General features: G+C 36.3%; 22 protein-coding genes and 2 riboswitches. Of the genes, 8 read left to right on the top strand and 14 right to left on the bottom strand.

The window, feature by feature from the left end; genetic code table 11:
- Nucleotides 1-163: 163 nt before the first annotated feature.
- A riboswitch (cobalamin riboswitch) is annotated at nt 164-347 on the bottom strand.
- A 679-nt stretch (nt 348-1026) separates the two neighbouring features.
- The gene (locus PVA17_RS08410) at nt 1027-1704 is read right to left on the bottom strand and encodes an anti-sigma factor (protein ID WP_274067431.1); all 678 of its coding nucleotides are present in this window, start codon (nt 1702-1704) and stop codon (nt 1027-1029) included.
- Entirely contained in the window at nt 1694-2191 is a 498-nt protein-coding gene (locus PVA17_RS08405; protein WP_274067430.1) for an RNA polymerase sigma factor, read from the bottom strand. The genes PVA17_RS08410 and PVA17_RS08405 overlap by 11 nt, the downstream gene beginning before the upstream one ends.
- Before the next feature lie 1219 nt (nt 2192-3410).
- Between PVA17_RS08405 and PVA17_RS08400 the strand changes: the two genes are divergently transcribed.
- Together PVA17_RS08400 and PVA17_RS08395 are read left to right on the top strand one after the other, a co-directional pair.
- On the top strand, nt 3411-5585 hold the full coding sequence (locus PVA17_RS08400) for a DNA topoisomerase III (protein WP_274067429.1): 2175 nt from the start codon (nt 3411-3413) through the stop codon (nt 5583-5585).
- Between the two features lie 177 nt (nt 5586-5762).
- On the top strand, nt 5763-6071 hold the full coding sequence (locus PVA17_RS08395) for a hypothetical protein (protein ID WP_274067428.1): 309 nt from the start codon (nt 5763-5765) through the stop codon (nt 6069-6071).
- Between the two features lie 488 nt (nt 6072-6559).
- Here PVA17_RS08395 and PVA17_RS08390 read toward each other — a convergent pair whose 3' ends face one another.
- Both PVA17_RS08390 and PVA17_RS08385 read right to left on the bottom strand, forming a co-directional pair.
- Entirely contained in the window at nt 6560-7111 is a 552-nt protein-coding gene (locus tag PVA17_RS08390; protein WP_274067427.1) for a GNAT family N-acetyltransferase, read from the bottom strand.
- 5 nt (nt 7112-7116) lie between these two features.
- Nucleotides 7117-7749, bottom strand: a complete 633-nt coding sequence (locus PVA17_RS08385) for a TetR/AcrR family transcriptional regulator (RefSeq protein ID WP_132358573.1) — start codon at nt 7747-7749, stop codon at nt 7117-7119.
- Between the two features lie 814 nt (nt 7750-8563).
- Nucleotides 8564-8671: riboswitch (TPP riboswitch) on the top strand.
- A gap of 89 nt (nt 8672-8760) precedes the next feature.
- Here PVA17_RS08385 and tenI point away from each other — a divergent pair.
- Genes tenI through PVA17_RS08360 form a run of 5 tightly spaced genes read left to right on the top strand, consistent with a single transcriptional unit; the run spans nt 8761 to nt 12522 of the window.
- Nucleotides 8761-9387, top strand: a complete 627-nt coding sequence (gene tenI / locus PVA17_RS08380; protein ID WP_337993605.1) for a thiazole tautomerase TenI — start codon at nt 8761-8763, stop codon at nt 9385-9387.
- A 3-nt stretch (nt 9388-9390) separates the two neighbouring features.
- Complete coding sequence (thiO, locus tag PVA17_RS08375) at nt 9391-10521, top strand: glycine oxidase ThiO (RefSeq protein WP_274067426.1); 1131 nt, start codon at nt 9391-9393, stop codon at nt 10519-10521.
- Between the two features lie 17 nt (nt 10522-10538).
- A complete protein-coding gene (gene thiS, locus PVA17_RS08370) occupies nt 10539-10736 on the top strand; it encodes a sulfur carrier protein ThiS (protein ID WP_366151255.1) in 198 nt (65 codons plus the stop codon).
- A gap of 2 nt (nt 10737-10738) precedes the next feature.
- Nucleotides 10739-11506: a thiazole synthase gene (locus tag PVA17_RS08365; RefSeq protein WP_274067425.1), complete on the top strand. Its 768-nt coding sequence runs from the start codon at nt 10739-10741 to the stop codon at nt 11504-11506.
- Nucleotides 11503-12522, top strand: coding sequence for a thiazole biosynthesis adenylyltransferase ThiF (locus tag PVA17_RS08360; RefSeq protein WP_274067424.1), 1020 nt, complete (start codon nt 11503-11505; stop codon nt 12520-12522). The genes PVA17_RS08365 and PVA17_RS08360 overlap by 4 nt, the downstream gene beginning before the upstream one ends.
- Before the next feature lie 242 nt (nt 12523-12764).
- Here the strand turns inward: PVA17_RS08360 and PVA17_RS08355 are convergent, their stop codons facing one another.
- The 9 genes from PVA17_RS08355 to PVA17_RS08315 all read right to left on the bottom strand — a co-directional run bounded on the left by PVA17_RS08355 (nt 12765) and on the right by PVA17_RS08315 (nt 23718).
- Nucleotides 12765-13262, bottom strand: coding sequence for a YfbM family protein (locus PVA17_RS08355; RefSeq protein ID WP_274067423.1), 498 nt, complete (start codon nt 13260-13262; stop codon nt 12765-12767).
- Between the two features lie 112 nt (nt 13263-13374).
- The gene (locus PVA17_RS08350; protein ID WP_274067422.1) at nt 13375-15081 is read right to left on the bottom strand and encodes a hydrogenase maturation protein; all 1707 of its coding nucleotides are present in this window, start codon (nt 15079-15081) and stop codon (nt 13375-13377) included.
- Nucleotides 15082-15782: 701 nt separating this feature from the next.
- Nucleotides 15783-16607, bottom strand: a complete 825-nt coding sequence (locus PVA17_RS08345) for a sugar phosphate isomerase/epimerase family protein (protein ID WP_274067421.1) — start codon at nt 16605-16607, stop codon at nt 15783-15785.
- A complete protein-coding gene (locus PVA17_RS08340) occupies nt 16604-17578 on the bottom strand; it encodes a DUF6005 family protein (RefSeq protein ID WP_274067420.1) in 975 nt (324 codons plus the stop codon). Before PVA17_RS08340 ends, PVA17_RS08345 begins: the two co-directional genes overlap by 4 nt.
- Nucleotides 17579-17591: 13 nt before the next feature.
- Nucleotides 17592-17849 (bottom strand): petrobactin biosynthesis protein AsbD, encoded by a 258-nt coding sequence (asbD, locus tag PVA17_RS08335; protein WP_132358589.1) that lies wholly within the window; start codon nt 17847-17849, stop codon nt 17592-17594.
- The gene (locus PVA17_RS08330) at nt 17846-19078 is read right to left on the bottom strand and encodes an AMP-binding protein (protein ID WP_132358709.1); all 1233 of its coding nucleotides are present in this window, start codon (nt 19076-19078) and stop codon (nt 17846-17848) included. The genes asbD and PVA17_RS08330 overlap by 4 nt, the downstream gene beginning before the upstream one ends.
- A 2-nt stretch (nt 19079-19080) precedes the next feature.
- Nucleotides 19081-20835: an IucA/IucC family protein gene (locus PVA17_RS08325; protein WP_274067419.1), complete on the bottom strand. Its 1755-nt coding sequence runs from the start codon at nt 20833-20835 to the stop codon at nt 19081-19083.
- The gene (locus PVA17_RS08320) at nt 20807-22630 is read right to left on the bottom strand and encodes an IucA/IucC family protein (RefSeq protein WP_274067418.1); all 1824 of its coding nucleotides are present in this window, start codon (nt 22628-22630) and stop codon (nt 20807-20809) included. The genes PVA17_RS08325 and PVA17_RS08320 overlap by 29 nt, the downstream gene beginning before the upstream one ends.
- Before the next feature lie 476 nt (nt 22631-23106).
- Complete coding sequence (locus PVA17_RS08315) at nt 23107-23718, bottom strand: undecaprenyl-diphosphatase (RefSeq protein ID WP_132358595.1); 612 nt, start codon at nt 23716-23718, stop codon at nt 23107-23109.
- 278 nt (nt 23719-23996) lie between these two features.
- On the opposite strand from PVA17_RS08315, the gene PVA17_RS08310 reads away from it, so the two are divergent.
- Nucleotides 23997-24395 carry a glucosamine 6-phosphate synthetase gene (locus tag PVA17_RS08310; RefSeq protein WP_274067417.1) on the top strand — a complete coding sequence of 133 codons (399 nt, stop codon included), beginning with the start codon at nt 23997-23999 and terminating at the stop codon, nt 24393-24395.
- Between the two features lie 130 nt (nt 24396-24525).
- Here PVA17_RS08310 and PVA17_RS08305 read toward each other — a convergent pair whose 3' ends face one another.
- Nucleotides 24526-25302, bottom strand: coding sequence for a class I SAM-dependent methyltransferase (locus PVA17_RS08305; protein WP_274067416.1), 777 nt, complete (start codon nt 25300-25302; stop codon nt 24526-24528).
- Nucleotides 25303-25360 lie beyond the last annotated feature (58 nt).

Genomic DNA, 25360 nt, shown 5'->3' with positions numbered 1-25360 from the left:
ACTAAAAGTAAGTTAATTTTTCTTGTTGTTGGATTCTTCAAAACGCTCTCCTCTCTTAAAGCAAAGGGCATAAAAAAAATCCCCTTATCTACAAGAGGATGTCATAGTTAAATAAAGGGCGTCGATTCCCAGTCACTACAACCATCCTCGTGGTTCTATGTAAGTTTGTTGACTTTTATTGGCAGGTCTCCTGGCTTAGGTTCATCATCTATACGCCTTCCCATAGCTCGCTACAGTGACATATTGTATAGACTCTCCATTACAGTTGCGGGACAGCACCGGATTTGCACCGATTTCCCTTTTAAGCAAACGAACAAGTCATTCGCACCAACAAAATAATATTTTATTAAGTTATAAGAGGAACAATATCAGAATATTTTCCAGATAGCAATTATATTATTTATTACGATCAAGTAAAAGTGGTGATAAACGAGCTATTAATAGCTATAAAACAGAACTATTGAACATTAATTATTATTAGAAAAATAAATAAATTTAGATAGTGATTTATCTTACCTTACAAATTCCTCACAGTACACTATGAGGAATCGCCTTCTTCTCTATATTTAATATTAGTGTGGATAATCTTAATTTAACAAAATAAAATTTTTTGGTTATCTATTTTAATAAATATGTTGAAAAAACTCAGTTGGCACTTGGTTTAATCGCCAATCTAACTGTGAAAACTGATGGATTCTAAAAACGTTGCTTTTTGTAGTCGTCTAATAAAAGCGTGTCACTAATGGTACGTAGACTTTCGGTTTCATTCAGCTACGCAAACAATAATAATTTTCAAAAATGAAGCGATATGAAGCTTCTTTGTAAACTAATTTCTCCATTTGTGTAAAGAATCGGTGAAAACCATTGTTCAAATGATGTTTTTAAACTTATCCATTTTCTATGTCCTTTATTTTGGATTCGGATGGTTGACTACCTCCCAAACCATGATAAAGACTTTTTTATGCACGGATGATATCGCAGAAAATTAAGTTTTTAACAATATATTTGAATTATTTTAATTCGACGCTAGTGATTTAAATTATATAAATCTTTTAATCTTATTTCCTCTGTATTATTTTTAAATTGAATTTTTATCTTGTCCTCATCGGATAATTCTTTTTCTTCACCATTGTTGAGTAATAGAGTATTTTCATCTAAGAAGGTATATGTGATGTTAACACCGTCCCTGTGGGATTTCGCTAATTCAGAGAAAAAATTCCATTTCTTATCAGCTAGAATATTCCAACTCTCATAAATAATAATTTCATCTTTATATTTATTATTTCTAGAATCCTCCATAGCTAAAAGATAACGATTGTTACTTTTGGTTTGGAATGTCAAAGTAACTGTTGTTCCATGTCGTTGAATGTTTTTTTGCACATTATTCTCATCTGCTATCCACATATGGACAAAAAGAAAATAATAACTCACAGATATAATGAGAAAGAAAGCTAGTAATGATCCTGCGACCACGAAAATTTTTCTCCTATTTTTGAAACGCACTTTTTTTAAATAATCAATACTCTCCTTTCCCTTATTAATTTCACGGGTATTTTCTACCAAAAAACCTTCTTGCATTTCCATTACATATTTTTTGCATTCTTCACATTCGCTCATATGTTTTTTCATCTGTCTAGTAGTTTCTTCACTAGTCAATTTTTCTATATAACTGGGTACTAAATCTTTAAAAATATCATGGTTCATATTTTATTACACCCTCTCTTAATTCTTTTTTTGCACGATAATATGTAACTCTTGCCCAATTATCAGTTTCTCCAACAATAGAACCAATCTCCTTAAAAGAAAGATTACCTAATAACCTTAAGTAAAGTATTTCACGCTTTTTATCACTCAGTTGATGAGCTTGCTTGAAAAAATTAACTTTATCTTCTTTTCTAAAATATTCTTCTTCTAAGTTGGAGGTTAATGGTTTCATATCACTTAATGACTCTAATAATTGCTTTCTTTTTTTATCATGATTCAGTTCCTGTAGCCAAACATTTTTTGCAATAGAACATAGCCATGTAGAAAATTTCACTGTTCCATTATCATAAAATTTGTTTATAGACTTAATCGCTTGATAGAACGTCTCCTGCGTTAACTCTTCAGCAATTTGATGATTATTAGTTAGTGCCAATAAATATCTAAAAACGAAATCTCCGTATTCTTGAAATATATTATCTTTATTCACAGTTTACCTCCTTTCATTAGTATGAAAAATATATGACTTCAAATAGCTTGAAAAACTCCAAATAGCGGTCGTTTGGTTGATAAATATAAGATATCACTTTATCTTTAATTTCATTTTAATAATTTTTTCCAACTATAAGTCAAGCTACTTAAAAAGTTAATCATTCATATATCCAAAATTTTATTAATTCGTTACAGTTTTTTTAAAAAAAATTATTTCTCTTCTATCTTTATTATGTCCACTTGATTATTTCCTAAGAATAATATTTGTTCAGATTAATTTCATTAGGTTAAAATAACCTTCATTTCGTAGAAAACTATTTTTTAAAAAAGTCAATTCTTAATTTAATCCTTATTTTTCAAATTCCACCTTTTAACTAAAATATTCGTTGTTTGGATATTTTTCATATGTTAATTGAGCATATTTAGACCCTTTTTTACTTGTTAAGCCTTTTACCAATACCGTTCCATTAGCTAGCAATTTCTTCACCATTATTTTTAGTAGGCTCCCTCTTCTATGCTTTTCCAGATGACAAATTTACAGCCCCTTTTCCAGTTATTACAGCCCAAGCTTTTTTGGCCTCCAATCACGCTATGACCACATAATGGGCACTTCCCCACTGCTTCAAATTTCTTTTTCGCTCGTGTAACTTTACTGAGTGTTACATCTTCACTATTTTTAATCGTTTCAACGGCATTGCCGGTAAAATTAACAATTAAATGTAGGAACTGTTCCTTCGTAAACTTACTCTTTTCAAAATGGTTTCCAATCTACCAGTAAACGCTAAATCAAATAAATCTCTTACAGGAAAAGTTTCTATCAAGTTTTTACCAAGCTCCTACACACTAAATTTTTATTTCGCATAACTATATAGCCGACTGTAATAAGTTTCTTTATCGTCTCTGCCCGAGTAGACGGGGTACCAATGCTATAACCGCTTAAAACATAGCCTCCATGATTTCGTTACTATCTTCATTTTCAATCACTTTATCACATCCATCACTCGTAATATTGTTTTTTCAGTATAGTTTTTAGGCGGTGTTGTTTCATGGTTTGTAATTTTAACTTATTAAAATGTCTAAAAGCCTAGATTATTAGTCAACCTAATTAGAGTTCTTAATAAAAGATGGACACAAATATTAATATAACCGTTATCCTTAAAATTCATTTATAATTATTAAACATAAAGTTGTAATTATTATTAATAGGAGAAGTGCATATGAAGATAGTAATTGCAGAAAAACCAGACCAGGCTGCAAAATTAGCTGCCCCCTTTTCTTTTACAAAAAAACCGGGTTATTTCGAAGTTAAGCCAAACACCTACTTTCCAGCTGGAGCACTTATCACATGGGCGATTGGACATTTATGTGAACTGAAAGCCCCGGAAGAATATAATTCTACATGGAAAAAATGGACATTAGAAACATTACCTATTATTCCAGATCGATTTGAATATAAAGTGACTAAGTCAAAGTATAAACAATTTAATGTAATCAAAAGTTTAGTAAAAAGATCAGACATTCAAGAAATCATTATTGGTGGTGATGCTGGGCGTGAAGGTGAATTGATTATCCGCACCATTTTAAGAGTATGCGGTGTTAATAAACCGATGAAACGTCTATGGATATCATCTTTAACAGAAAACGCTGTAAAAAATGGGTTTGCTAATTTACTACCAGAAGAGAAGACACGCGATATATATTTTGAAGCACTAAGTCGTTCATGTGCAGACTGGCTAATTGGCATCAACACATCCAGATTATACACGGTACTCCTCAAAAGAAATGGCGTGAAAGATGTATTTTCAATTGGTCGTGTACAAACACCTACACTTGCACTAATAGTAAAAAGAGAGCATGAAATTGCAAATTTTAAATCAGAACCATTTTGGGAAGTAGAAACAGAGTTTGATTTCGATGGAAAATTGTTAAAAGCAAAATGGCATAAAGATAACATTTCAAGAGTTCAAGAGGAACGACAAGCCATTGCGATTGCTAATTTCTGTCTCAATAAAAATGTAGAAATTAATAGTATTAAAAGAGAAACAAAGGAATATGCTCCCCCATTGTTATTCAACTTATCTGCATTACAAGCTACAGCAAACAAAGCTTATAAATTGTCACCACAAAATACGCTGGATATTTTGCAAAAACTTTATTTAAAGGGCGTTGTTTCCTATCCAAGATCTGATTCACAATTTTTAACGAATGAAGAAGCAAAAACACTACCAAAGATACTAGAGCATTTAAGTAAAATTGATAAATACAAAGGTCTTCTTCCGCCACCGACAAGTTCAATTATGAATAATAAAAGATTTGTGAATGAAAAAAAAGTAACCGATCACCATGCAATTATTGTTACCGAGCAAATACCAGACGTAGCAATGCTAAGTCCAGAAGAAGAAAAAATATATGATTTAATTGCAAGACAAGTCATTGCAGCACATTACAACAATGCCATATTTTCTTACACAACGATTCATTCACTTGTTGATAAACGTGCAGAGTTCATCTCTAAGGGCAAAGTGCTAATAGAAGAAGGTTGGCGTAAGGTTATTTATCATTCTAAAGATAACTCACCTACAGACAAAGATGAACTGCTCCCCCTATTACATGAAAATGAGCAAGGTATCGTTGCGAAAGCGAACGTAAAAAAAGGTGAAACCCAGCCACCAAATCGTTATTCTGAAGGAAATTTGATTACTGTAATGAAAACAGCGGGTAAACATTTAGAAGATGCGGAATTAGAAAAGGTCCTATCGAAAACGGAAGGATTAGGTACTGAAGCTACACGCGCTGGAATTATTGGTACATTAAAAGATCGAAACTATATCGAAGTTAAGAAAAACCAAGTATTCGCAACGGCTAAAGGAATGTTACTCATTGAGGCACTAGGTGAAAGTATCTTAACGTCCCCTTCCATGACAGCCAAATGGGAGCAACGACTATCTGAAATAGGTGAAGGCAACGCTTCTCCTAAAGCATTTATGGAACAAGTAAAAAAGCTTGCTGACAAATTGATTTCAGATGCTAACAAGCGTGAAAAGGAATGGTCATTTAATCAAAATACAGTCGATAAAATCACTGCAAATAATCCGTATTCTAAAAAATATACTAAAAGAAAAACAGTTGTTGGGAAATGTATCCTTTGCGAAGGATCAATCATAGATCATGGCACTTTTTACGGTTGTTCAAATTATAAAACAGCAAATTGTAAATTCTCGGTTTCAAAGAAACTTTTAAGAAAAACTATTTCACAATCGAATATGAAAAAACTCTTGGCAGCTGGTGAAACAGACTTGATAAAAGGATTTCAAAAAGGCGAAAAAACTTTTAATGCCCACCTTATTTGGGATAAAAAGGAGCGAAAGATTAATTTTAAATTTCCACAATAACTTATTGAAAATCGTTTGTATAAATTAAAAATAAAGATTAGTCTATGCCTTGATAGGCAAAAAGAAAGAGCATGTTTTAAAAAAGGAATAATCAAAACATGCTCTTTCTATATTTTATTGAATCATTCTAAAAAAGTTTGATCATTTCTATGATCGCGAACGAAAGAACCCGCCGAAGTGACGGAAGAATCGGCAGAGCGACGGATGGAACTATCGAAACGAAGGAAGGAACTGACGAAACGACGGAAAGATTCGCGAACGACGGAAGAACGTGCTGAAGTGACGGATGAATTGGCAGAGCGACGCATGAAACCATTGAAACGAAGGAAGGAACGGTCGAAACGACGGAAAGATTCGCGAACGACGGATGAACGTGCTGAAGTGACGGATGAATCGGCAGAGCGACGGATGAAACCATTGAAACGAAGGAAAGAACGGAGGAACGACGGAAAGATTCGCGAACGACGGATGAACGCGCTGAAGTGACGGATGAATTGGCAGAGCGACGGATGAAACCATTGAAACGACGGAAAGAATATTTCCTCCATTAAAGCCGCCCTTCAATGAGAAACATGCCAAGGACAATCCCTCAGCCAATTTTCAGTGCTTCTTTGGAAAAACCCCCACTATTCAGGAACCATTTTAGAGATTCAGGCGTAAATCGAGCAATTGGAATTGCTGTGAATGATGAAATACAGTAGCTGAATTAAAACAATGTATTGCATTGGCTCTCACTTACCATACTCGAAAGCATCTACCAATGCTCGGGATATAAAGAATAAACATTCAAACATTTTTCGGTGAAATGGTGAAATATAGTAATGTCAATATTTTTTAGCAAAGCAAAAAGAAGTGAGCTGTATGTTAGCTCACTCACTCACTACTTAGCATAATGTTTTTATAGCAAACTTTAGACCTTTTGTTGCTCCAACGTTACTCCATTCCTGTTCCTCTATTTTACGGTGGAATAATTTTCACACATTCCTCACTTGTTTCTCAAAGTATTCATTTTGCAAAATACCCATATGAATGATGTCATACCATGTACCATCTCTAAATAGACTTTGTCTACTGCTTCCTTCCTGAATAAACCCTATCTTGTTGTACAAACTAATAGCTTTATCATTAAATGAAAATACTTTAAGGTAAACTCGATGGAGATTCATTTCGTAAAAAGCATAATCCAGTAGTAATTTCAATCCCTCTGAACCATATCCTTTTCCCCAATATTCCTTTTCACCGATGTCAATAATACATTCAGCATTTCTATTTTTATAATCAATGTTGATTAATGCAACAATGCCAATTGGGGATTCCTTACCTTTTTCAACCATAATATAGCTTTTCCCTGCATGAGTGCCCAAAATAACATGATCTACAAAATCTTTCGTTTCTTCCATCGGATAAACATCTAAAGATGGGTTCGTGGAATGCATAACTTCCATATCATTTCTCCACTTGTGATATAGTTCTGTATCTTCCTTGGTCATTTTTCTTAGTTTCACCCTAGATGATTCAAATAACATAATATTCACTCCTCGTATGTTTCGGATTTTGGATTGATTAATTTTTCTAAAGAAAACAGTAAGACGGATAATTGATCCTTTACTTTTGTTTGTTCATGTCCCAGTTGAAATGTGTCCAACATTAAACCGTTAATAAATGATAGGATATACCTCGCAATTGAATCAGTAGATTGTTGAGGTCTAAATTCTCCTTTTCGCATTCCTTCTTTCAATACTTCTTCTATTGCTTCAGTAGTTCGATTATAGCGTTCAGAAATGTAAGGGAAATTATCTTTATTATTTACGTATTTATATGATAAAAAGAATTCCGCCTTTGCAAAGAGCAATGTTTGGTCAATTGCCTCAATATAAATTTGCTGTTCTTCAATCCAGTTTTTTATTTGTGGCCAAAGTAGGCCTTCATCAGATGGCACAAAATATTGAATGTCTTTCTGGTCATCATATTTTAAAACTTCGATAAAGACATGATTAATATTATCGAAATAGCTATACAATGCACCTCTGGATATTCCAGCTTCGTCCATAATATCTTGCATAGTTGTGCGAACAAAACCTTTCTCGATAAACACCTTCTTAGCCGCTTCTATCAGTTCTTTCTCTCGTTCTTTTTTATATTCTTCACTAACTTTTGGAGCCATAAGCCACCTCCTTAATGAGTGACAAAACGCACATAAAAAACTATACATCGTTGTCGTTTATATTTTAGATTATACCGACACTAGTGTATAGTTTCAACCTTTTATAACATGGATAATGTCTTAAAAAATTCACATTCTACTATATAAGAATGTGATGAGTCAGCATTTAAGAAAGCAATCCGACTAAGTATTTCACAAGTAGAAGAAAAGAAAATAGAACTTGGTATTCAACAATTAGCAGCTTGTATAATCGAAATGTATAAGAAAACTAAAGATTATCCGATATCATTTAAGCCTTATCTTTAAATATTAATATTTGAGACTGCTAGAAATCTATATAGTTACCAAGTATTCGTTATATCTTTGGGAACAGATAAACCTTCAGCTAATTTTGCCTGTATAGTTTCAAAGCATTTTAAACAATCCTGTTTTTTATTTTGCTCAATTAAAAATTCTAACAGTAGAAACATATACTGTTCATTGAATTCATCTAGCTCTAGCAACTTTTGTAAGCAATTATATTTCAAAAGCGAATTAACAAAGTTTATACTTACAACATACTCTTCAAGCGCACAATACTCTTTGCTTTAAGCGGAGTCTTATTTGAATAGCCCATGAATATTCTTACTCCGCTAAAAAATCACCTTCATAGCAATTTAGTAATTGCTGAATTGACGTCTCATCTTGATTCTCCCGTTCTGTAAATTCATTTTTCCCCCAGCCAAATAAATGGAACCCCTAGTAATCTATTCATAATGATTGACATCTTCATGAATAGTGCTAATATTGGAAATAAATTAAATAAAATAAATAACTTATCCGCTAGGGGTGCCTTTGTAAAGGCTGAGATTGAAGTGTGACTTCGGGACTCTATGAACCTGACCTGGTTAATACCAGCGTAGGGAAGTGGTATACGGAAATCTGTCCTTTTCATCTCCAGCCACTTTCTTTACCAAAAAGAAAGTGGCTTTTTTGCATCCTACATTTGGAAGGCGGGTAAGTCTTAAAGAGGTGACCCCCATTACTCTATTATCAAAAGCGATTCATCTCATTTCTAATGGAAAAATGCCAATGGAACAACTAAGTGAAATTTTAGCAGACATCCATCCATATGCCGACGCTATCCATTTGCGTGAAAAACAAATGACGGCAAAAGAATTATATGAAGCTGTCAACCTGCTTTCCCGAGTTGGCGTTCCGTTATCCAAAATAATCATTAATGACCGGGTGGATGTTGCCGTTATTACAGGTGCGGAAGGAGTCCAACTAGCCTATCATAGTTTAAATGCATCTATGATTAAAGCCAACTTTCCTCAATTGACGGTTGGCTGTTCCATTCACTCGGTCGAAGAAGGAAAAAAGGTTCAACGCTTGGGAGCCGACTATGTGATATATGGTCATATTTTTTCTACCCAATCAAAGCCAGGATTGAAACCAAGGGGTTTAGAGGAATTAAAAAAACTTACTGGTTCACTAGATATTCCTGTTATTGCAATCGGCGGTATTGCTCCTGAAAATACTAAACAGGTAATAAACAGCGGGGCCGACGGTATTGCTGTGATGTCAGGCGTTTTAAACTCCGATGATCCTCTATCTGCAATAAAAGTCTATCAAAAAGAAGTTAAAATGGAGATGTGATGAGTGAAAAATACATTTGATGTTGCCATTATCGGTGGAGGAATTAATGGCTCTTCCATTGCCTATCAACTTTCTAAACTAGGAAAAAAAGTCGTCATTCTTGAAAAAGGAACTTTGGCCAACGAAGCCTCCAGTGCAGCAGCAGGTATGCTGGCAGCACAGGCGGAAATGGAACACGACGGTCCATTTTTCCAATTGGCATTAAAAAGCCAGGCGATGTTCCCCTCCATCACTAATGAATTACTGACATATACGGGGATCGATATCGAATTTGTGAATAAAGGCATGTTAAAAATTGCAGAAACGGAAGAATTAGCTACAGCGTTAAAAAGTCAGGTATTGTTCCAGCAGAACTGGGATTCCGGCATCCAATGGCTCGATGCAACACTAGTAAGAGAAATGGAACCTGCATTAGCACCAACTGTTGCCGGTGCGATGTTCCTTCCAAATGACGGCCATGTGCAGCCTGCAAAATTATCACTTGCCTTCGCAAAAGCTGCAGAGCATTTTGGTACAGAAATCCGCGAAAATACAGAGGTCCTTTCTTTTATTTATGAAAACGGCGTTGTCAAAGGAGTAAACACACCAGCGGGAGCCTTCTATTGTGAACAGGTCGTTGTCGCTACCGGCGCCTGGGCTGCCGATTTAATGAAAAATACGGGAATCAACTTGACCGTTTATCCTGTGAAAGGAGAATGTTTTTCTGTAAAGCCGAATAAGCCGATCGTTCACAGGTCAATTTTTTCAGATAAACGCTGTTATTTTGTTCCTAAGCGAAATGGCGAAATTTACATTGGGGCCACAGTCGTGGAAAATACGTTTAATAAACAAGTAACAGCTGGAGGAATTGCTACCTTGATTGAACAAGCCGTAAAGCTGATTCCCCAGCTGAAAGATGCCCCGTGGGAACGGGTGTGGGCAGGAATTAGGCCGCAGACAGCTGATGGGATTCCCTATATTGGCGAGCATCCTACTATTAAGGGGCTATTTGTAGCTGCCGGACACTATCGAAACGGAATTCTATTAAGCCCACTTACTGGCAAACTCACAGCCCAGTTGCTTACAGGTCAAGTGGAAGATGAACAGTTTCTTTCTGCGTTTCGCATTGATCGATCTCAAATATCAGTTAGTTAGGAGGACAAATCTTGGAAGTGATACTAAATGGAGAAAATTTGAAGTTGTCAGAGGAAATTGTGTACGTTTCGGACCTGCTTGAATATTACAAATTGCTAGATAAAGTAGTTGTAATTGAGGTAAATGGAGAGATCCTGAACAAAGTTGATCATCAGGAAACCCTGCTCTCTGACCGAGACCGTATTGAAATTGTACATTTTGTTGGAGGCGGATAATTATGTTAAAAATAGGTCCTTATTCATTTCAATCCCATTTGCTGCTTGGAACAGGAAAATACCCTAATTTTGATATCCAAAAGCAAGCTGTTGCTGAATCGGAGTCAGAAGTCCTGACATTTGCTGTTCGGAGAATGAATATCTTTGAAGCGAACCAGCCAAATTTTTTAGAAAAGATTGATAGTAAAAAATATACTTTATTGCCAAATACAGCAGGAGCCGAAAACGCAGTCGATGCCGTCCGCATTGCAAAGCTTGCGAAAGCATCCGGCCTTTGCGATATGATTAAAGTAGAGGTTATTGGATGTGACAAAACATTGCTTCCTGACCCTGTTGAAACGTTAAAAGCAACAGAAGAATTAATAAAGGAAGGGTTTATTGTGCTTCCATACACATCAGATGATGTTGTTTTAGCCCGAAAGCTGCAGGAATTAGGCTGCCATGCCATAATGCCAGGAGCCTCACCGATCGGTTCCGGACGGGGAATCATTAACCCGCTTAACTTAAGTTTTATCATTGAACAAGCAACGGTGCCAGTTATTGTCGATGCTGGTATCGGCTCTCCTGCTGATGCAGCAATGGCAATGGAACTGGGTGCTGATGGAATTTTATTAAACACAGCTGTATCTGCAGCAAAAGACCCTGTCAAGATGGCAAAAGCTATGAAACTTGCTATTGAAGCCGGACGCCTTGGCTTTGAAGCTGGTAGAATTCCGAAGAAACGCTATGCTACAGCGAGCAGTCCTTTGGAAGGGATGAGTATTGGATGAATGATCGCTATTCACGACAGGAATTATTTGCACCAATCGGGGAATCCGGACAGCAAAAAATTTCAGCTAAACATGCATTGATTGTTGGAGCTGGAGCGCTGGGAACAACAAATGCAGAAGCACTAGTCCGCGCGGGAATAGGTAAACTGACGATTGTGGACCGAGATTATGTGGAATGGTCAAACCTGCAGCGTCAACAGCTATACGCTGAAGATGATGCAAAAAACAGAATGCCTAAAGCGATCGCAGCAAAAAAACGCCTGGAGGCCATCAATTCAACTGTAACGATCGAAGCAATAGTAGCAGATGCGTCAGTGTTTGAGCTGGAAGAATGGGCAAAACAGGTCGATCTCATGATTGATGCGACCGATAACTTTGAAACAAGAATGATGATGAATGATGTCTCGCAAAAATACTCAGTACCCTGGATCTATGGCGCTTGTGTGGGGAGCTATGGTATTACATATACGATCATTCCTGAAAAAAACCCTTGTTTTTCATGTTTATTGGAAACAGTTCCTATCGGAGGTTTAACGTGCGATACCGCGGGAATCATCGGTCCTGCCGCGCAAATGGTTACTGCCCATCAGATAAGTGAAGCTTTAAAAATATTAGTGGATGATACAGCAGCATTGCGAAATAAGTTACTATCTTTTGATCTTTGGAAAAACCAATATAGTGCGATAAAAGTGGATAAGATGAAAAAAGATGATTGCCTATCATGTGGGAACAATCGGACATATCCCTACCTATCATTTGAAAATCAAACAACAACAGCTGTACTATGCGGAAGGGATTCTGTTCAAATCCGGCCTTCCGCAAAAAAAGAACAGGATTTAGCCAAACTGGAAAAAGTTTTTTTGCAGCAAGGCGGGAATGTTCAGCGCAACCCTTATCTATTATCTTATAGTGTCGATGATCACCGTTTGGTTATTTTTAAAGACGGGCGGGTTTTAGTCCACGGAACAAAAGATATTGTGGAAGCGAAAACACTGTATCATCGCTATTTAGGATAAAAATTTGAATGAGGCTGGACAAAAAGTTTTTAGCTGTTGAAAAACCCGAACTACATAACGAAATGTATTTAGTGTTTCCTAATAGTTCGGGTTTTCTTTTTATATTGCTTTAGAAATTTGCCTTCATAATTTCCCCCATCTTGTACCGCTTTGGTAGGATATATAATAAACCCCTTCGTATCTCAAAATGTACCCTATCGAGTAAATCTCTTGACAGGGTACGGTTTAAGATTGATGCGGTTTTAATAAATGCTGATTAATATGTCATGCCCCCGGGCAAGGCTTTGTTGATAAAAATGGATTAACTGATCGAGTTCCGCTATAAGTTCCGCGAAAAGCTCCACGGCTTCATCGTCCGCCCAAATATCTGGATAAATCTGTTTGGCTCTAAAAATTGTTGGCTTGAATTGTTGCTGCAAGACAGTCCTATCCATAGAATGAAGAGCTTCTAAAATGCGGGGAAGCTCTTCAGAACCAATGACACTGACAAATTCTTCAGTATCCAGCACGTGAACGCCGACAATGGCCTCGCTTAATGGGTGGTTCTCGATTGGCTGTGAGGCAGAGATCCCTGTTAGCAAACAATGCAATCCGTCCCATAATTTATCCATTTCATTTACGGGACAGCTATGATTTTCTATAAGCTCCTCAAGTCGCTTGACGATATGGAAATTATTTAACTCAGCAATTTCATCCGCTAAAGCATTGTTTAACGATAAGTAACTGGCTATAATTCCCATCGTGTATCTTCCCCTTTATTTTCTATCAATTATATCTCATCATTCAAAACGGCAAACCCTCTTCTATGTGTAGGCGTTTGGTCCGCCCCATTCCGATGAAAGGGAATTAGCACTAATTATTTGAAATCGTTATTTTATCATTTAGAAGAACGCTTGGCTGATCACAAGCTATTTTATAGACAAATTTTTTCCGGGCAATATGGTAACTTTTATCTTCTCCATAAAAGTTAATCTTCATTTGTTCTAATTCTTCATGGCGATATTCTGCTAATGGCTTTTCTTTTTCATCTCTTTCTCGTTCTGCTTGTTTATTTGCAATAATTTCATCATAAAGAGACGAAGATGCCCAATATTCAGCAACTTTTTGTATTTTTTCATTAAAATCTTGGACATTACCTGTAAAATAATCATCAATTAATCCGATTTCTTTTGCTTTTAATGTACTTAAGGCAGGACATGTTTCAGTAATTTCAAAAGCTAACTCTTTCCCCAAGCGTTTTGGTAATAAATACGTCCAATATTCTGAACCATATAGGTTCCCCATTTTTTTATAATGAGGATTTAAAACAACACCTTCTCTTGCAAAAATAAAATCACCTGTAAGACCTAGTATGACCCCTCCTGCACCAGCATTTCCTTGCATAGCAGTCATAACAATTTTGTCTGGTGTATTTAGAATTTCAAGAATCATATCATCAATCGCATTAATATTTTCCCACGATTCATCCCCTTGATTTTCAGCATATTCAATAGTATTTAAGTGAATGCCATTAGACCAAAAATCATGTCCACCCATTAAAACTAATACTTTACTATTTTTTGTTTTCGCTTCTTTAATGGCTTGTTGAAGTTTCTTACAGTGTGAGGTGTGCATAGCGCCATTATAAAAATCAAAGTGCAAGTACCCTACTTGATTTTTTTCTTTATAGTAGATTTCTCTGTATGTTCTTCCTTCAATATCGTCAAAAGGGGTAATAGGGAATTCAGGAACATTCCTTAATAAATGTGATAGAGCAAGTGATGCTGGTAACTTTATCCCACCTTTTTTCTTTACGTGACTAATCCAAATACTCCCATCAATCGTTCCTACACATACTGCATCATCACGATAGCCAAGAATTTCCCCACTATTCCCAACTATTCTGTCATCTACATGACAACCGAATAAATAGTACTCTTCACCGAATATAGTATCGAGAACTCCAGGGTTACTATCAGCAGCACGAATTTTTCTTGCAATAGTTTCAGAATTATCACTAAGCCAATGAATGCTACGGTCAGATTGTTTCATTGATGGTAAAAGTGTACCTTTCACATTTGAATGATTATAATCTAATGGTTCAGGAAAATACTCTTCTTTTTGATATGCCTTAAACTTCTCCAATAAATCAAGTAATCCTTTTACAGCTGCATGTGTTGCTTCATGTCTGTATAGCGTGCTTTTACTAACTTCACGCATCGAATAATTGTTTGTAGACCAAATATCTCCTGCATCCATTTCCTGATCTGCTTGAAGTAGTGTAACTCCCCATTCTCTCTCCTGCCCCATGATCGCCCAATCAATAGAAGAAGGTCCTCTATCCCCTTTAATACCAGGGTGTACAATAATACATACATACTTCTTCCAAATTTCCTCTGGGATGGCAGTCTTCAGGAACGGACAGATAATCAAATCAGGTTTTGAAACTTCTATTGCTTGAATCATTGCGTCTATTGTTGAGGTGATATGAATATCCACTTCATATTTTCTATCTGTCAATTCAACGTAAAAACGTTGGCTCATGCTGTTATGAGCGGATGTTATAAATAATATTTTCATTTTAATCCTCCAATATCTTTCTATTTGATAATGATAAACAAAATTTAACAGGGCTTGTTATTGTTTTTAGATACACAATGTATACCTCATTGAACCAATGGCATGCGTTTTTTCTGATATTTGATTGGTCTTTTGGTTCGCATTAGAATCCTAAATGAAGCCCTGCTTATGTGATGATGAGTCATTTACTAGTTGACAATCATGTATCATGCAAGAGGGCATTTTCTTTTTCAAGCCCTGAAAAAAAGCGCCCTTTAATTAGGAAAATTTCCCAATGTTCTCATTTTATTTTTTCGAGGGATGTGAGTCAATGCAAGACATAAAATAAATACAATAAAAAACTTCAAAATCACAAAATTGACATATAATAGACAAATTATCAATAATAACCAATTTATAGACGTTGGAAATGTTGATATATCAATAGTTTGACCCACTTTTCAGAAAAAGACTTTTTGATCGTATTTTTATATAATCACTTTGATGAGTACGCTTTGGAAAAGTAAATTGGTTATAATTAAATCCACTAAGCTGAAGGCGTTTTAGTAAAAGCTTCTATTGCTGATGAGGGAAAATGGACAAAACTAGTTAAAACTTTAAAAAGTGCGAGAAATCAATTCCTGATTTCTCGCACTTTTCTGATTTTCTCACTAAATCTCTGCCTCTTTCCTTTACGAAAACAGTTAGTTAGCTTTTACATATTAAACTTGCACCAACTGCAACGCCTTCTTTACCTCCTGTACATCTTTTGCTAACACGCTCTTCACATTCGATCCGAACCATTCCAATGATGCATCTACCTCCACGATTGAAAGTACCTCTGCTAGAAATTCATTATAATCAATGGCACCTTCAAACAATGGAACCATCCCTTCTCTCGACCCTGCTGCAGCATAAACATTGTTTGGAGCAAAAACATCGAGTTGTGTGCGTGAGGCAATATTTTTAAAGTGAAAATGTGAGATATAAGGACGAAGTTGCTTTGTAGCGACAATAGGATTTATCCCTGATTCCCATATATGCAAAACGTCAAAGTTCACTCGTAGGCTTGAGTGATTCGTTTCTTCGAGTAACTGCATCGTCGATGGTAGATTATCTGTCAATGTATTCGGATGCGTTTCAACAAGCAAATATTGCCCTTTTGACTTAAGATAATCACAGAGCATTCTTAGTCTGAAAATAAGTTCTTCCCTTTCTTTCCGACTCGTGTCTGAGCTGCCCTTCTTTCCTACAAATGTGCGAATCTTATTTGTTCCCCAGCGCCTAGCAAGGGCAGATAACTTTTCTGTTTCAGCCATCATCTCGGAAATTGGTGCTTCTAATGGCAAATAATCACTAAGCATACTTGTTTCTAAACCGTAGGAGCTTAGCCAATCTGCTCCATAATGAAGTTCATCTGCCAAGTTCTTTGCATGAACACCCCAGAGCTCGATTCCTTGAAAACCTTGATTTTTTGCAAATTGGGCTAATTGGTCAATGGAGTGGAGATGGTGCCGAAACGAGATTGTACAAATAGATAGTTTCATACTTTAACCTCTTTCTTATGCTGTAATGTTAACCATGCTTCAAAACTTTTTTGTAATCCTTGCTTAATCTTGAACTCAAGGAGATTTTGTTCTTCTAACTTCACAAAAATATCTTTAGCTACTAATAAATCTTGTGTCATCGCAAGTTTCATCACTCGATAATGAATCGTTGTATAGCCATTCACTAAACGCTCAATATCATCACACCATGTGTCAAAGCTTTCCTCATCGCGGCCAAGTGCTTCCCAAAAAAATGCAAACGCATGTTCATACGCATATTTTCTGATCGCTATAACCGGCAATTGTTTTAATGTAGTCGGAAGTTTTGACATATTTTCTTTTTCTTTTCCTGCAATATACTCTTTAACAATCTCGGTAATTGCATCGGTCAACGGATTACAATGCAGCTTTATACATGTATTAAAATAGGCTTCAACCGTCTCTGTAGTTGGCGCAATAATCGTCTCAGCATTAAAGTAATAACCACCTTCGACAGTTGGCTCTTGGATTGCAGCTAAAATTCTCTCTTTCGGTAAAATCCCTTCCCAGCGAAAATCAGGGTCATACATAAACCAATCTCCCTCATTTTCTGTTGATTCTAGCATCACATAATGAGGGAATGGACGTTGATGAAATTTATTCTCTCGCTCTGGAAGCATCGATAAATCTAGCATCACCATCACATGTTGGTGTGGAGATTTATTCTCTAATAACTTTAGCAGTTTGTTTATATTGTCTTGTTTTGATTGCTTGTCGTCATACCATTTGTATAGCTTGATTCCATAGAGCATTTCATACCATATTTGAAAGAAATGATGATCAATTTGATCAGAGTGGTATGTTAGCACTCCATTATCGAGCACATCAAAATCTGCGTCCCATACCCCAAAATAGTAAGGCCTATGATCGACGCCTTCCGTTCTCTTAATAACCTCACAAACACAGCTTACAAAACAATGCACTTTTATCATTTTTAGCCTCCGATTATTCTACCTTTTGCTGTTTTTCTAAAAAGCTTGCCAGTGCTCCTACTGTTCTGAAATCTTTAGGAACGAGAACCTCATCAGGAATGGAAATGCCAAGATCCAACTCTATATGAAGAATCAGTTGAAGAACCATAATGGAGTCCATATACAAATCCTCATTTAATCGGGCATCTTCATTAAAAGAAGACAGTGTCTGCAACTCTAATGAATTTTCTAAAATATCATAGATGCTCTTAATCAATTGTTGTCGCGTCATACTGGTATGCCTCCAAGTTTTTTTCTACTTACTTTGCCATTCGGTAGCTTGTCAATTTCATGAACAAACACAAACTCCATCGGAATTTGATGTGGGGCGAGATATTTCCGGCACCATTCTCTAAGCTCCATATTATCTATCGGTTCGGTAGACACGTATTGTGCGCATACTCGCTCTCCTGATAAGTTGTCTTGTTTCTTATAAACGACTGCTTCGACTATTCTTGGGTCATTCATTAACACGGTTTCAACTTCTTGCGGATACACATTCAAGCCTGCTACATTAATCGTGTCATCCATTCTTGCAAGAAAAGAAAGAACATTATCTTCTATAAAGCCGAGATCTTTTGTATAAATTGTTTGTGTAGACGATTCAATGATAATTTCGCTCGGTGTTTGTTTGTCACCAGCTGTCACCTTCACATGAGGAAGGGGGTATCCCATTTGTTTCGGATCTTTCACATTAGGATGAATCGCAACACACCCGGATTCAGAGCATCCATACTGCTGTAATACTTGGTTAGATTTCTCTCTTAATGATGTCAACCAACTGTGCGGCATCATAGTTCCTGACGTCATCACACGATCAAATTGTTGATCAATAGGTAATAATCGACTTAATGTATAAAGCAACGCTGGAGCCGCATAGAGTATGTGCTTAGGATATTCTTTTAGTTTTTTCAAAATATATTTAGGATTACTATTCGTAATAATAACTGGCTTTGCCTCCCTTCTTATGCAAGCCAAAACACCACAAATGAATCCATAAGAATGCGTAACCGGACAAGCGACAACAGAATTTGTCATGGAATCGACAGGTAAAGTCTTTACATAACTTGCAATTTCTTCTTCCACTGAACTCCACGTTCGTTCAATACATTTCGGGGCTCCTGTTGTACCTGAGCTCATTTGAACTAATACGCCTTCTTGGTTATTGGAATGATTTGATAGTTCGATGAAAGTATCAATCGATTGGAACATTAAAAGATGACTACCTGCTGAAGAAGCTAGCCGTACAGCTCCCTCTTTTGGCGTAGCTGGATGGATTGGGACAACTGATCCACCTTTTTCGCGAATGTATAAACAAAGAGCTATATATTGGAAAGTGTCATCCGTACAAATAGCTAGTCTGCGATTGTTACACGCCCTTAGCTGCGGTAAGCTTTCATATATTTCAAATTGCTTCTCGATATCTTCAACTGTATAAAATTGATCATTGACATAAAACATCATCATTTCCCCTTTTTATCTGCTTGCGCCAACGCATTGTTGACGATGTGTCGAAAATTACCTTCTTCTTGATTTTGAAGTTTCTTTGTTAGCAAAGATTCAACATAAATTTGTGTGCTAGTATGCTGAAGCTGTTCATTTCTTGAGCATAATGATGGAAAGCGTTCAAAGTGCTTTTGTATTCCGTCCTTAACTTGACTCCAAAAATGTGTTTCTGCAAATCCATACTGCTCTTCTAGCACATAAGATAGTTCACTTAAATGAAACACGAATAGTGTATCCATCGCTAACTCTCGTAAAGCCTCAACAGAAGACATCCAATAATAACGATCGACAGGTGCATCTTTAAAACAATCGTGTATCGTTTCAAAGTCTGGAATTAGGCTTCTGTCTGCAATGAATTCTTCCATATATTCGACACTGTCATGGAAATCCCTTAGTACAACCCGAGTCGGCCACCCATTTTGATGTAATAAAATCATATTTTGCGCATGGCCCTCAACAGCAATACCGTGGGCGACAAGCAGGTGCCACACAGGAATAACACTCACTTCGATCAAGCGTTTTACCCATTCCTCCGTTCCATATCGGCAAAGCCAATCATCAACAAATGGACGCCCATCTATCTCCATCATCATTAGTACCGTAAACGGTACCGCTTCCTCCTCATCCTTCATATACGAGCGCACACTTTCTCGCCATATGGAGCCAAGCTGTCCTTCTAGTTTGCTACTATGTTTGTTTGCATTCGGTTCAAAAATAATCCCTGCATATTCTTCCAGTACAACAAGAGACGCTTCCTCACGTAAATAGGCGTCTAATTGAATCACCTGTTTAAGCCATGCTGAAATATGAGGAGCAGCACAAACAGCATGAGCATGTAACTTTCGTAATGAAGAGGTATTCACCATATTCATCGAGCATTTTAATTGCGCCTTTTTGGGATTTGTAAAATTCCATAATGTTCGTACTGATTGGGTTGCCCGATAGTAATCTCCTTGCACATTTAGAGGTATTAGATCTTTTTGCTCCATTAAGCCAGCTAGTTCATGCTTCATGTTATGCCACTGCCAAGGATGAACTGGTAAAAACGTATATTCTTCAAATGTTCCATCGAAAACCACCAGCGTTGCAAGAAGGTCTTCCCACAGCAAATGCCCTAGCTCTCTTTTCCAAAAGTCCTCTTCCTCTTCAAGAACAGAAATTCGTACGTAGCTTCTTCTCACTGCAACCCATTGCAGGGTAAATGATTGCTTTGCCTCAGGGCCATAGTGTTTATGGTCGTCGATCGTAAAACCGGTTCTGGATTTAAAACAAGGGTGATATGGATGTCCTTCAATGATTTCTGATTCTAATTCCTCATAGCTCGATTTTCTTCTCGACGTCGGCATTTGGAGATGTCGATCATTCCATTCACATAGCTTACTCGTTAAATGAAGTTCTTTTAGTAATCGAACTTTGTCTCTATGAGTCGAAAGTAATTCATCAACTAGAGCCTCAAGCGTTGCCTCTAGTAACGTTTCATCTTTTCCTACTAGAAAAATACTATCTCCCTGTATTCTGATGCGATCAAATGCCATTCTTCTTCCTTTACAACGATAGGTGCATTTCTGACCAACAAGCGTAAAAATGGAAGTCCATTTATCTAGACAAGTTTCTTCATATTTAATTAGTCCTTCAAAAATCATTGCTTCTACAAGCTGCCGTCTTACACGTAGCTCTCCTTGTTTAGAAGCTAAAGGCTGTAGCTGCTGCATACTCTGCCTCCTCATGCTGAAGAACGAACGGATTTGGAATTTTCGTGTATACCGCTTGTTCAAGTTCGGCTTCTAGTTCATCTACATCGTGAAACCTTGTTAATAGATTTGCTTTAAACGCAAGCTCTTCTTGTTGTAAAATGTTACGAACGAATGCCTTCCCGAAACCTGTAAATTCTTTTTCTAATACGTGCAGTTGATCGGTAGACCACTTCAAAAGAATTTTTTCATCGATTAGCTGATCTGCTCCAAATCGAGAAATAACGGGAAACAATTGATTCATAAACAAATAATATGTAAATCTATCTTGAATAAGGGAATCTTCGTAAAATAGCTCAGCTGTTTCATGTAAAGAAGGCTCTATTGAAAGAAGTTCTTCTTTATATGCTTTTGATAAGTAATATCCTTGGTTATCACGATAATAATAAGTAGTTGGATAACCAGAAGAAATGTTTAACAGACTATTTTGCTGGTGTGCTTCGAGAGCTATTCCATGCTCATCGTATAATCTTAATAATGATTCAATAGCACATTTCCAATAGACTTTAAACCAATCTAAACTGACACTCTCTAAAGAGCGGAATTCAGATTGTGAGATTGTCATAATGAGCTGACACAATTTTGATTTTTCATTTGGTAAGGGCTCTTGCACGAGAGTAGCGATCATACATATTCCTTCATCATATCCTTTAGGAAATACGTTTGAGCGAAAAATAACCTCAAACCCTGATTCCGTCTGATTTGGGAACTCTACAGTCATATAGGCTGGGTCATCAATCATCCGGAAATATGGATAATTTTGTAGGAAATTAATCTTATTCATTAACCGAGCCATAACAATTCCAGCTTTTAGTTCATGTGTTCTATTTATCCTCAATGAATTCGTTATTTTTACAGGAATTGAAAACTTATACATCATCTCTTCATTTGGGCTATATACTGTTCTTATCGAAGAGGTTGCTGTATACAATGCCCCAAGCGCACCTTCGTATTTTATCAATCCTTCAGCAAGTGCTTTTTTTACATACTGTTGCTGTAAAAGCCACTGTGCCTGAAGCGGATGCATCGGAATGAGGCAATCTTTCTTTGACATAACAAAATCAGGTTGTGATTTTGTTAAAGACTGATAAATGAGTTCACTCGCACTTTTTTCTAATACAGAGGACTCTTTCACAATTTTAGGGTCGACACGAAAATAGTGAAGTTGGAAAGATCCTTGTAGCTCTGGAGCAAAACTCATTTGTTGCCAATTTGCCATACCTTGTCTGCTTTTAGGTGTCGGATGAAGCCAATGTCCAAATAAGAGAGACTGCTCAGCTTCAATAAATGTAGCGTTTGCTCCATGTTGTTTCTTATCTTTCAAACTGTTTTCAATATAATTTGCCATTGTTTGATAGCTCTCAATGATGCGCAAAATAAGTTCATCAAAATGGGGAGAAAATTCAGGACATCCATCCGCCTTCGCCATTAAATGTAGCTCTTGAATGAGCATGATGAGAATCGTTAATTTATCTTCGACAAGCCATTGTTTTTTATTCGTACAATACTTCAACGAAACACCAAATTTATGTCTCCCAACAAGAGATTTGTATTCCACACCTAATGCAATACGGGTGTTTTGTATCGGCAACTCAAGCTCTAACATATGTCCCTCTGTAATCAGGATAGTTAGTCGCTGTTCTGTTATCCACTCCTCCTTTTCGATCCAATGTCCGCTATTCACTTCTCGTATATAACAATTCATAAACGCCTGAAACGTTGCATTTTCTGCAATCTGTTTAGCAATCTGTTGCATGTAATTAGCCATCCTTTCACAGAATCTTCTAGCTAGTAAATGATAATGGTTCTCAACAATTGTTAAAAAAATTTGTCTTCCTCATTAGAAAGACTGATAATAAGAAGTAAATGGAAATAAATGTGTGACTGACGAATGGTACACATTCCCAATAATTAAAAGAACATGAAAAATTTATAGGATGATATGTACGCGATATTATTGATAATGATTATCATTTTCAACTATATTTACATAATACAGGAAATTCATAATTGGTCAAATGTCTAAAGGCCTATATAGCAATACAAGCAGCAAAGATTTTTTCTTCTATCACTTATCTGATTTTATTGATTTTTGATCTATTGTGACGACAAAATATTACAAGGAGAAAACGCTATCTCGGAATGAATGTACTTTTGTTTTTGTATACCCATAATTTTTTTATTAACAAAATAAAGAGCCGCATTAATATGCGACTCTTCATCTCTACTTTATTAATTCCCCTGACTTAGATCTTTATGACCGAACTTTGCTAAAAAAGGGATATGTTTCGTTAGTTTGTTATAGATTTTAAATAGAACTTGTACAACCGGCTCCAAAACTTTGGAGAACTTGATAATGACTAAACTTGCCCCAAATGACAGAAGGGCTCCACCAATCACGTCAGCTGGATAATGTACGCCGACGAAGATACGTGAAATACCTACTAAGATGGCCCATACTAATACAGGATACTTCCACGAGTCTTTTCGTAAAAGTAACGTCCACGCTAGAGCGAATACTAATACTGAATGATCACTTACAAACGAAGAATCATCAGCATGTGGTACTAACTGATGAACATCATATGTAATGAATGGTCGTGGATGATAGTTGAATAGGTGAATGAGTGCGTTTAGACCCAATCCAAGTAAACATGTAAAGACAATGTAAAAAGCTGTATATTGTTTTTCTGTCCTTTTTTCTTTGTTTGCTGTAAACCATAAAAATAACATGAATACGATAACGATATAAGGAACGCTATCAGTGATGAAAATCATCCCCTTATCCAGCAAAGAATAGCGACCAGCTAGATCATTGATCCATTGAAATATTCCATAATTCATTTTTAAATCTCCTTGCTTTTCATTTCTCAGTAAATTAACGTTTTTCAAATATGCGCTACTGCCATTTGAATAACCCTTTCATACATGACGTCATCATAAGCCTCATAGTTTCTTTTATTTACAAAAAAATCCCCATTCATCAACAAACCGCAAAAAAATCAATTTCTTTCCCAAATTCGTTTTTTACAATATTGAATCACAAACTAGAAAATATTATAGTAAGCTAGCAAAAAACAGCATAAAGATGATAAAATATTTTAATAAAGGGGGCTTTAAATATGGGGAAATTAAGCAAAAGGAATATACTGTGGATTGTGCCGATCGGAATTTTAGGGGTGTTCTGGTATTTTTACGGTCCACAAAAGGACATTACAGATAATGAATATATTACATATGTAAAAAACTATTCATTCGAAAATAGTAGTAAAACAATAGAATCGGGTTTTGCTAGCGTTTGTCAAAATCCATACTGGGTGTATTTTGAAACCCAAAAAGGACAGGATGTTGTTGAATTTAAAGGAGACTGTCCAGTCAATAATAAAGCCTCGAAAGTGAATGTTCAATTTTTAGTTGATCGTGATATGACAAATGTGAGGTATGGTGCAATGTTAGTCGATAATACAATGCAAGAGGAAGCGGATCGAGATCAATACCTTTTCGCATTAGTAGGGAAATAAATAGTTAAAAGCTCTCGGTTGACAGCGACCGAGAGCTTCTTTTGATCGAATCGACGGATAGCAGAGCCATACTGACGGATTGAACTACTCAACCAGTGGATAACTACTAACAACAGACTTAAAAAGTAAATTATTTTACAGCTTTCCAAATGGTCCATCTGTCCTTTTCAACTATAAAACTCTCAGTTGAAATCGACTTATCCATATAATTCACTAATTCATTTAATTCTTCATCGTCTAACTCGTGCAAAATACTTCTGCCTGTTCTTTCCCGTAAATCTTTTAACAATTGCTCTTTTTGTTCATACACATTTCTTGTTTCCCATAGCTGTACTTCTTGCACCTCGCTAAACCCAATTGCCTTAAGTGTTTTAATTACTAGCTCACTTCTATGTCTGCGTTTTATTTCTTGCTCTCTTAATTTTGGAAAACGCTCAAAGAAATAGCCCCTAATATGGTGGTCATCACCTTTTAATAAACAATCTTCAGGTGTCCGGTCTTGGATAATGTAAATCCCTTTATCCTCCAAAATTCTATATGCCTCTTGAAAACAAGCTTTTAAATCTTGGATATGATGAATTAAAGCTCTTTCTAGTACTAACTGGAAACTGTCATTGTCTAAGCCTGTAGCCAATGCATTTCCTTGCTTGAAAGTAATATTATCATAGCCTTTACAATTTTCTTTTGCCCCAACGAGCATAGCTTGTGAAAAATCCACACCTATTACAGAAGGTACATTCATATCTGCTAATGCTTTAGCATAAATGCCTCCGCCACAGCCAATATCTGCAGCCTTCGAAGTATGCATGATCGGGACAAGTTCTTTTATTGCTTCGATCCACGAGTGGTCAGCCTGTCGAGTTGTATAAGTAGTTTGATTGTCTTTGTTGTGAAAATCAATGCTCATTTTTATCACTCTTTTCTTGATGGATTTTCTTACTAACATTATTTTACAATCAGTCGAA

Origin of the sequence: Lysinibacillus sp. CNPSo 3705 (genome assembly GCF_028674935.1) — a bacterium.
GTDB lineage: Bacteria > Bacillota > Bacilli > Bacillales_A > Planococcaceae > Lysinibacillus.
This window is presented reverse-complemented; position numbering and strand designations above follow the sequence as displayed.

Coding starts and splice junctions, on each gene's coding strand:
- PVA17_RS08410 (WP_274067431.1), bottom strand. CDS start 1,704: ATGAACCATGATATTTTTAAAGATTTAGTACCCAGTTATATAGAAAAA.
- PVA17_RS08400 (WP_274067429.1), top strand. CDS start 3,411: ATGAAGATAGTAATTGCAGAAAAACCAGACCAGGCTGCAAAATTAGCT.
- PVA17_RS08390 (WP_274067427.1), bottom strand. CDS start 7,111: ATGTTATTTGAATCATCTAGGGTGAAACTAAGAAAAATGACCAAGGAA.
- PVA17_RS08385 (WP_132358573.1), bottom strand. CDS start 7,749: ATGGCTCCAAAAGTTAGTGAAGAATATAAAAAAGAACGAGAGAAAGAA.
- PVA17_RS08365 (WP_274067425.1), top strand. CDS start 10,739: ATGTTAAAAATAGGTCCTTATTCATTTCAATCCCATTTGCTGCTTGGA.
- PVA17_RS08360 (WP_274067424.1), top strand. CDS start 11,503: ATGAATGATCGCTATTCACGACAGGAATTATTTGCACCAATCGGGGAA.
- PVA17_RS08355 (WP_274067423.1), bottom strand. CDS start 13,262: ATGGGAATTATAGCCAGTTACTTATCGTTAAACAATGCTTTAGCGGAT.
- PVA17_RS08350 (WP_274067422.1), bottom strand. CDS start 15,081: ATGAAAATATTATTTATAACATCCGCTCATAACAGCATGAGCCAACGT.
- PVA17_RS08345 (WP_274067421.1), bottom strand. CDS start 16,607: ATGAAACTATCTATTTGTACAATCTCGTTTCGGCACCATCTCCACTCC.
- PVA17_RS08340 (WP_274067420.1), bottom strand. CDS start 17,578: ATGATAAAAGTGCATTGTTTTGTAAGCTGTGTTTGTGAGGTTATTAAG.
- asbD (WP_132358589.1), bottom strand. CDS start 17,849: ATGACGCGACAACAATTGATTAAGAGCATCTATGATATTTTAGAAAAT.
- PVA17_RS08330 (WP_132358709.1), bottom strand. CDS start 19,078: ATGTTTTATGTCAATGATCAATTTTATACAGTTGAAGATATCGAGAAG.
- PVA17_RS08325 (WP_274067419.1), bottom strand. CDS start 20,835: ATGCAGCAGCTACAGCCTTTAGCTTCTAAACAAGGAGAGCTACGTGTA.
- PVA17_RS08320 (WP_274067418.1), bottom strand. CDS start 22,630: ATGCAACAGATTGCTAAACAGATTGCAGAAAATGCAACGTTTCAGGCG.
- PVA17_RS08315 (WP_132358595.1), bottom strand. CDS start 23,718: ATGAATTATGGAATATTTCAATGGATCAATGATCTAGCTGGTCGCTAT.
- PVA17_RS08310 (WP_274067417.1), top strand. CDS start 23,997: ATGGGGAAATTAAGCAAAAGGAATATACTGTGGATTGTGCCGATCGGA.
- PVA17_RS08305 (WP_274067416.1), bottom strand. CDS start 25,302: ATGAGCATTGATTTTCACAACAAAGACAATCAAACTACTTATACAACT.